Genomic DNA, 8,305 nt, shown 5'->3' with positions numbered 1-8,305 from the left:
ACCGCGTTGACCGACTCGATCCGCGAGCAGGTGGGCTGGACGATCCCCGTGGACGCCGGCTTCTTCGAAGCCGGACTGGACTCCGCGGCGATGATCGGCGTGTCCGCCCGCCTGCGGCGACGGATCGGCCGCGAACTGCCCGTCTCCGCGTTCTTCGAGCACGCGACCGTGCGCGCTCTCGCCGTGTTCGTCGCCGGCTCGGCCGAACCAGCCGGTCGAGGAGCCGGCCGGCCACCCGTGGGCACCGCCTGGACGCCGTACGAGCGACGCGCGCTCAGATCTCGTCTGTGGCGACGGAAAGGTTCGTGACCATGACCGACGACCTCATCGCGGTGGTCGGGATGGCCTGCCGGCTGCCGGGTGCGCACGACCTTGAGGGATACTGGGCCAACCTGGCCTCGGGCGTGGAGACCCTCCCCTCTCCCCCGGCCGGCGGACCGCGGACCGACCCGGGAACGCCGGACGTCGACCGGTTCGACGCTGACCTGTTCGGAATGACCGCGGACGAGGCGCGCCTCTGCGACCCGCAGATCCGGATGTTCATCGAGACGTGCCACGCCGCGCTGGAGAACGCGGGCTACGATCCGTTCGGCATCGACGAGTCCGCCGGCGTGTTCGGCAGCGGCGGACCGGCCGACCACCTCGCGACGCTCACGTCGTACACGCTCGACCTCCACGGGCCGAGCATGACGGTGCTCACCGCATGCTCGGGTTCGCTGGTCGCCGCCCATATGGCGGCACAGTCACTCCGGGCGGGCGATTGCGATCTGGCCATCGCGGGCGGCTCGGTGGTCGACCTGCCGCTCGGCCGCGGCCGGCGGGCGGACGGCCTCCAGAGCACGTCCGGCACGGTCTCCGGCAGCGGCGCCGGGGTCGTCGTGCTCCGCCGCCTGGCCGACGCCATCGCGGCCGGCGACGCCGTCAGGGCCGTCATCCGAGGCAGCGCGGTCAACAACGACGGCGCCGGCAAGGCGTCGTTCAGCGCGCGGAGCGTCTCCTGGCAGGCGGCGGTCATCGCCGAGGCGATGGCGCTCGCCCGCGTGCACCCGGCGGAGGTGGGGTACGTCGAGACGGACGCGACCGGCAGGCCGCTCGGCGACTCGGCCGAGGTGGGCGCCCTCGCGGAGGCATTCGCGATGCTGGCCGACCACCGGCCGCCCCACCCGGGCACCGTCATCGGCTCGGTGAGGTGCGACATCGGGCACCTCGACGCGATGACCGGCATCGCCGGGCTGATCAAGACGGTGCTGATGCTGGAACGCGAGGCGATCGTCCCGACGATCGGGACGACGCGGTCAGCTCCCCGGCCCGACCTCGCCTCGACCCCGTTCACGATCGCCACCGAGCTCCGCCACTGGCCCCGGGAGGCCGACCGGCCACGCGTCGCGTCGGTGAGCGCGTTCGGCTTGGGCGGAACCAACGTCCACATGGTGGTGGGCGATGTGCCGGACCCGGACCCGCTGCCCGCACCGGCGCCGGGCACCCCGCCCCATGTCATCGTGCTGTCCACGCGGTCCGACCGCGCCACGGAGGAGCTGCGGGCCGGGCTCGCCGGCCATTTCGCCGCGCACGGCGACGAGCATTTCGCCGACGCCGTGGCGACCCTGCAACACGGCCGTACCGCACATCCCGTTCGGCTCGCCGCCGTGTGCACCGACTCCGTCGACGCGGCCAAGGCGCTGACCGACCCCGCCCGGCGGCTCACCGGTCACGCCGGAGACGCGTCCACCGTGCTCCTGTTCCCCGGGATGGACACGCTCCCGCCACGCGCGGCCATCGCCCTCTACGGGTCGGTGCGCGCATTCACCGTGGCCATGGACGAGTGCCTGGAGCTGTTCGAACGCGCGGGTGCCCGCCGCCTGTACGACACCTGGCATGCCGACCGGCCGGCGAACGACCCCGCTGTGGTGGAGCCCCTCCTGTTCGCCATGCAATGCGCGCTGGCCGCCATGTGGCGTGATTTCGGCGTCGAACCGCACGCCGCCCTCGGATACGGCCTCGGCGAGGTCACCGCGGCCACCGTCGCCGGCCTGATCGACCTCCCCGCCGCGGTGGAGGCGGTACGCGCCCGCGCGATGGCCGGGCACCCGGGCGGCGGCGACGCACGAGAGGCCGCTGCACGATGGGCGGCCGCCATCGCGGCGGCACCGGTTCGGCCGCCGCGGATACCGATCTACTCGGGGACGACCGGCCGGCGCGTCACCGACCTGGAGTCCATCGTTCCAGGGCTCCTAACCGGCCGGTCCATGCGGCCCGAGCCGCTCGGCCAGGCGCTGCGGGCCGTGCTGGACTCGCCCGGCCGGCTGCTGCTGGACGTCGGGCCCGGCACCGCGCTCGGCGACCCTGTGACGGTCGACCCGCCGGTCCCCGTCGTGGCCGGGCTGCCCGCGGGAAAGGAGGATCTGGACGGCATAGCACACGCCGTGGCGGAGCTGTGGGTCAACGGGGTGGAGGTCGACTGGGAAGCCGCCGGCCACCCGGCCCCGTCCCGGCGGGTGGCCCTGCCCGGCTATCCCTACCAGCGAGACCGGTACTGGATCGACCCGCCGTTCAGCACCGTGGAATTCGTGCGCCGGCCCCGGCCGGAGACCGCGGACGGCAGCGCCGGAAGCGCTCTCGTGCTGTCGCCCGACGAGGGCGAGCAGGCCGAGCGCGTCCTGCTCGCCCTCCGGCTCGCCGGCTACCGGACGACGGTGATCCGCCGCGGTGAGGGTTTCGCCGAGACGGACGCGGGGTTCGTCATCGGCGGCGCCGGCGACCTGCGGCGTGTCGGGCTCGTGATGGAGGAGAGCGGTGAGCGGCCTGACGCCTTCGTCCACGCCGCCAGTCTGGCGGCGTCGCCGGCCGCCGGATCCGCCCTCCTCCCCGCCCACGTGGAGGGGACGGCCGAGAGCCACGTCACGTTCGCGGAGCTCGCGACCGGCCGGCGGTCCGGACCCGGCACACCCGCGTTCCACATCCTCACCACCGGTGCGGTGGACGTCTCCGGAGACGACCGGGTCGATCCCGCCAGGGCCGTGCTCCTCGGCGTGGCTCGCGACCTCCTCACCGCGTCCGGCATGCGCGGCGGCGTGATCGACATCGGCGACCGGGTGAGAGCGGCGGACATCGCCGCGGAGCTCCGGCTCGGCCTGCCGGCTCCCCTGGTGGCGCTTCGCGGACGGAACCGGTGGCTTCCCACCGGATGCCCGCTCGCGCTTCCCGCCACCGGATCCGACGGGCTTCGCGAAGGCGGCGTCTACGTGGTCACCGGCGGGCTCGACGGGCCGAGCCTCGCGGTCGCGCAGGCACTCGGCGACAGGCTGCGCGCCCGCGGCATGGACTTGCATCCCATCGCCGCCGACGTCGGCGACCGGAACGCCCTGCGCGGCGAACTGGTCGCACTCACAGCACGGTTCGGACCGGTCAACGGGCTGTTCCATATCGGCAATGACGCGGGACCGGCGACGAACGCACTGCCGGAAGCGGCCGCCGTCTCCGTCAGGAAAGCCCTGGGCTCGGCGAACCTCGCGGAGGTCTTCGCCGACGCGCCACCTCTCGACTTCGCCGTGCTCTTCTCCGGCAGGACGGGCCGCGCCGTGGACGCGGCGGGCGACGCCGTCCTCGATGCGATGGCGGTGACGCCGCCGCCGTCCGGCCGCCCGGTCAGCATCATCTGCCCGGTTCCGCCCGACCTCACACCGACCGGCACCGCACCGACCGGCGCAACGGCAGACCCGGAGCAGCCGGCCGCGATGACGTGGGAGATGGAGTTCAGTGCGAGCACCCACTGGACGCTCGACGAGCATCGGACAGGCCGGACTCCGGTGATGCCGGAGACCGCCTGGCTCGACCTCGTCATCGGCCTGTTCGGCGAGAAGTCCGCCGATTCCGGCGCGGCGGTCGAGCTGCGTGACGTGGCCTTCCACGAACCGTTCACCGTCCAGGGAACCCGCTCCGCGCACGTGACGATCGCCCCTTCCGGCGGTGGGTACGAGTTCGCGATCAGGTCGGCCCCCGAGGACGGCCGGGTCCTCCACGCGACCGGCTGGATCTCCGGGTACGACGGCAGCGCGCCCGTGGCCGATCTCGCGGCGCTCACCACCCGGATGACGGAGACCGGCCGGCGCGTGCACCTGCCGGAGGGGCATCCGTTCACGATCGGCCCGCGCTGGCACAACGTGACGGCGACCGCTCAGACCGGCCGGGAAAAGCTCGTGTCGGTCACGCTGATGAGCGCTTTCGCGGCCGACCTCTCGGAGCACCGGTTGCATCCCGCGCTCCTGGACACCGCGACCGCCGCCATGTTGGCGGCCGGCGAAGGCTCTTTCGCGCCGGCGGCCATCCGCCGGATGCGGGTGTACGGCGACCTGCCGGCCGGTTTCCACAGCCACCTGCGCCGGGAATCGCCGACGGCGACCCCGATGGCGGCCGGCGATATCGAGCTGATCGCACCGGACTGCACCGTGCTCGTGAGCATCGACGGCTTCACCGCGCAGGAGCGCGGCACGGGTGACGGCCGGACCGGACCGGCGGCCACCGATGCCGGCCTCGCGGACCCGACGTCATCCCGGCCCGGCCTCGATCCGGTCGAATGCGCTCAGGTGGTGCTGCGGGCACTGGCGGGCCAGGCCGAGGGCGCGATTCTCGTCCGCCCCGATGCGGGACGGTGATCGGCAGCGGACCCCGAAGAGGGAACCAGGGCGCATCCGCCCACCGGCCCGGCCATCCGGCGGAACCGGTTGGGGATCAGTTCCGGAGCGCCAGCATCGCCGCCCTGGTCAGGTCGGCCTTGTTGCCGAGAGCCCACTTGGACCGGATGCGTTTGACGTAGGTGTCGACCGTGTGCCGGCTGATGCCCAGGCGGGTCGCGACCTGGTTGTGCGTGAACCCCCGTGCGATGAGATCCAAGACCTGGTGCTCACGCGAGGAAAGCGAACCGAGCCGCTGCGCCGGCGCCAGCGCGGCCGGCTCGGTGTCCTCGGTGCCCTCCCAGAACCGCGCGCCCCGGGCCGCTCCCCGCACGGCCGAGACGAAGCTCGTGCCATCCGCTTCGCGATTCACGCAGCCACAGGCGTAGGCGGCGAGCGGCGTCGAACGGACCGCGAAAGCGTCATCGGTGACCAGGAGCAGCGGTGGAGCCCCGAGGGAGAACGCCGCGCCGGCCAGCGCGTCGTGCGCGATCGGGAGTGCCATCACGAGAACGTCCGCCCGCCACCACGACCCGATGCTCTGCAGATCCGAGTGAATCCCTGTCACGGTGATCCCGTTCTGGCTGAGCAAGGCGGAAAGGCCATTCGCATAGATCGGCATGTTGTCGAACAGCTCAACTCTGATCACGCACGCCCTTCCTCCCCGATTTACGCAGCTGAGCGCAGGTGGCAGTCTGCCAGCATCCGGTTTCAGATCCGCTTCACCACTCATGCAGGTGTGCGTCGTCCAGCCGTAGTGACATTCGGGGTTGCGGGCTTCTCCACCGTCCCGGGACGGTGTCATGTCCGGGCTGGAGGTCTCTCCTTGAGGGCGGCGGTGGTGAGGGTCTTCATGCGGCGGCATGCTCGTCGGTAGAAGCGGAGCTGGGTGGCGCGGCCGAAGAGGATGAAGCCGAGGCGCACGATCGGGTTCGGGATGGACGCCCGCTGCGAGAAGCCGTGGACGTGGAACTCCACCTCGCCCGTGTCGAGCCACTTGCGCACTTCCTGGTCCATCTGGCCGCGTTCGAGATGGCCCTGGAGCGTCCGGTAGTGCCAGCCCCACACGCGCGCGCGGCGGCCGTCGACGTCGACGACCCCGTCGACGACGTCTCCGACGCGGAGGCCGAGGTAGAAGCGCAGCCCGTAGAACCGGCCTTCGAGCAGCATGTCCCGTCCGGGCTCCGGAGGTCCCGAGCGGCGGATCTCCCGGATGATGCGCGGGTCGGCGTACTCGTAGTCGCGGACGAGGCGGCGGGCGACCTCCCAGCTTCCTCCCTCGACCGGCGGGCCGGGCGGTTCCGGTGGCAGCGGCTGCCGGAAGTCGTCGACGTGCCAGCCCCGTTCCGGACGGCTCATGTCGTGCTCGTCCGGATCGAAGTTGAGGGGAAGCCGGTGCAAGCCGGCGTGGCGCCGGCGCATCCGCTGCTCGACGCGGGTCCTCGGTCTCATCGGGTCCTCTCCGGCAGGGGCGACCGGTCGGAGCGTGCATGCCCGGCACGGCGGGCCGCATTCCGCACGGCGGCGTAGGTGACGCCGCGCGCCTGCTGGAGGACGCCCGCGGGAGGCAGGTGCGCTATGCGATTGAGGACGGGGTTGAAGCGCATCGGCTCGCTGTCGTCGTCCCGCGCGGGGCCCTGGATCCGCAGTTCACCGAATCGCTCCCAGGGGCCGAACTCGGTGGCCACCACCAGGTCCAGCAGCAGGGGCCGCTCGTCCAGGGCGCGGGCCAGGGAGACGAGGTCAGCGGGGATGTGCGAGCCTCGTCGCGCGACCGCGCCCAGCAGGACCTTGCGGTCACCGGCGCGATACGCGAGGAGGGAGCCGTAGAACGCCGGGCTCCACCTGGTCGCGGGTCGTAGCAGGTGGCGGCCCAGCCGGGTCTGGCCGGTCGTCGCCAGGAGCAGTTCCGCCTCTCCTGAGGACGGTTGCCGCCATCGCAGTGCCAGGCCGAGCACGTCCGGGAGCAGGGGCGGCAGGCCGACCGCGCGGGAGAGCCGCGCACGGCCGCGCAGTGCCGTGCGGTCGTCGAGGAGCGGGACGCCCCAGTACCGGGACGTCCCGTGCAGGGTCAGGGTGGCGTCGAACACCAGGCCCCGGGGATGCAGCGGCCGGTCGCGCAGCTTCGTCGCCAGGGCGAAGGGCCGGGCGAAGGCGGAGGTGACCGCGCCGGTGACGAGCCGCTGGAAGCGCCCGGGGCCCGAGACGTCCGCCCGTTCGGTCCAGACCTCCACGGCACCGATCATGCGGCCGCCCGACAGCTCGGCGACCCGGGTGCAGAAGTGCGTCCACATGTGCAGCTGCATCTCCTTGGCGATGCCCAGGCCCACGTAGAGCGCCTTCCCCAGGCGGTCGGCACTGCGCGCCCAGGACTCGATGGTGAAGACGACGCCGCCGCCCGGGAGGTCCTGGGCCCGGAACTCGATCTCCCCCGCCTCCAGATGGCCCTGGAGCGTTGCAAACCGGAACGACTCCGGCGTCCGCTCCACCACCCGGACCGGGCAGTTCCACGGCCCGGGCATGTGGACCACGTACTCGTCCCCGACCTCCAGCGGCCGGGCGTCCCCCACGGTCTTGTCGAAGACGGCGACCTCGACCGGGGAGGCCGCGTTGAGGTCCTTGCCGAGGCGTTCCATCAGCTGGGCCGCGCTCAGCGGGCAGTCCGAGAGGCGGACCGTGTAGCGCCGCTGGTAGACCGGCCCGGTGCCCTCCCGGGGGGGCTGGATCCCCTCGACGTCGCGGCGCGGTATCCGCTTGATCTCGGCCACGGCTCCCGTGCGGAGCCGGCCCCGCCGGACCCGGCGGGAGTTCCGCAACCACCGCCACAGGGCGATGCCCATGCCCGCGGGCCAGCGCACCGCCCGCGCACGCCGCCGCCATCGTACTCGCACGGCGCCCCCCGATACCGTCGCATCGGTGCCCCGGCATCCGCCGGGCCGATGGGCGTGGCCTACCCGGCCCGATCCCGCCGAATCACGGCGGCGGGCCCGGCTCGCCTTCCGGCGCGGCGGTGTGCGACGGCAGGCCGCGTGTCCGCCGCCGCTCCTTCATCTCGGCTTCCTGGACGTGCCGCCGGCCTCCCGTGAGGCGGTCGCGCACCTCGCCCTCCAGACGGTGGAACGCCTGGTAGTAGCCCTCGTCGTACTCCTCCACGAGCTGGAACGTCCAGCGGCCCCGCAGGACGTTGCGGCCGATCAGCTCCTCGGCGACCCGGTCGGCCAGGTCGCCGTGGCCCGCGGCGCGCAGGAGCTCCACGGCCTCGTCCAGTTGCCCGTCCGCCCGGCCGGTCAGTTGATGGAACGCGTACAGGTGACCCCGCGCGCACTCCGTGGTCTCCAGCGCCTCCGTCACGCGGCCGGCCGCGGCCACGGCCTCGTCGGTGGCGCCCCCCGGCCTGAGATGGCGGGCCGCGGGCCGGTCGGCGGAGCCTTCCTCTGCGATCATGCGTCACCTCTACCCCGCGGCGGGGCCCCCACCCCGCACGGCGCGGCCAGCCGGCGAAGAGCGCCGCGAGACGCCGAGGTCCGCCAGCGCGCCGGGCAGCGGATCATCGGGCGGGTTCCGGTCGTCGGCACGGTCGCCCACCGCGGCGCGGGCCCGCTCGACGAGGCCCCACCAGTCATCGATCGTCACGG

7 protein-coding genes are annotated in these 8,305 nt (G+C 73.2%); 2 read left to right on the top strand and 5 right to left on the bottom strand.

Translation table 11 applies throughout. The annotated features are described in order from the left end of the window. Positions 1-6 precede the first annotated feature (6 nt). Positions 7-309: an acyl carrier protein gene (locus ABGB11_RS17205; RefSeq protein ID WP_347633819.1), complete on the top strand. Its 303-nt coding sequence runs from the start codon at positions 7-9 to the stop codon at positions 307-309. A 2-nt stretch (positions 310-311) separates the two neighbouring features. Continuing rightward, positions 312-4,652, top strand: coding sequence for a beta-ketoacyl synthase N-terminal-like domain-containing protein (locus ABGB11_RS17200; RefSeq protein WP_347633817.1), 4,341 nt, complete (start codon positions 312-314; stop codon positions 4,650-4,652). A gap of 76 nt (positions 4,653-4,728) precedes the next feature. Here ABGB11_RS17200 and ABGB11_RS17195 read toward each other — a convergent pair whose 3' ends face one another. From ABGB11_RS17195 to ABGB11_RS17175, 5 genes are all read right to left on the bottom strand, one after another. Beyond that, positions 4,729-5,319 carry a LuxR C-terminal-related transcriptional regulator gene (locus ABGB11_RS17195; RefSeq protein ID WP_347633815.1) on the bottom strand — a complete coding sequence of 197 codons (591 nt, stop codon included), beginning with the start codon at positions 5,317-5,319 and terminating at the stop codon, positions 4,729-4,731. 152 nt (positions 5,320-5,471) lie between these two features. Further along, complete coding sequence (locus tag ABGB11_RS17190) at positions 5,472-6,122, bottom strand: DUF1990 family protein (RefSeq protein ID WP_347633813.1); 651 nt, start codon at positions 6,120-6,122, stop codon at positions 5,472-5,474. Further along, positions 6,119-7,561, bottom strand: a complete 1,443-nt coding sequence (locus tag ABGB11_RS17185) for a DUF1990 family protein (protein ID WP_347633811.1) — start codon at positions 7,559-7,561, stop codon at positions 6,119-6,121. Before ABGB11_RS17185 ends, ABGB11_RS17190 begins: the two co-directional genes overlap by 4 nt. A gap of 82 nt (positions 7,562-7,643) precedes the next feature. Continuing rightward, positions 7,644-8,114: a hypothetical protein gene (locus ABGB11_RS17180; RefSeq protein ID WP_347633809.1), complete on the bottom strand. Its 471-nt coding sequence runs from the start codon at positions 8,112-8,114 to the stop codon at positions 7,644-7,646. Positions 8,115-8,123: 9 nt separating this feature from the next. Continuing rightward, positions 8,124-8,303, bottom strand: a complete 180-nt coding sequence (locus ABGB11_RS17175; protein WP_347633807.1) for a hypothetical protein — start codon at positions 8,301-8,303, stop codon at positions 8,124-8,126. Between the last annotated feature and the right edge of the window lie 2 nt (positions 8,304-8,305).

Source organism: Actinomadura sp. B10D3 (genome assembly GCF_039871695.1).
In the GTDB taxonomy this organism is placed as follows: Bacteria; Actinomycetota; Actinomycetes; order Streptosporangiales; family Streptosporangiaceae; genus Spirillospora; species Spirillospora madurae.
Note: the sequence above shows the minus strand (reverse complement) of the source record. Positions and strands in the feature narration are given on the sequence as shown.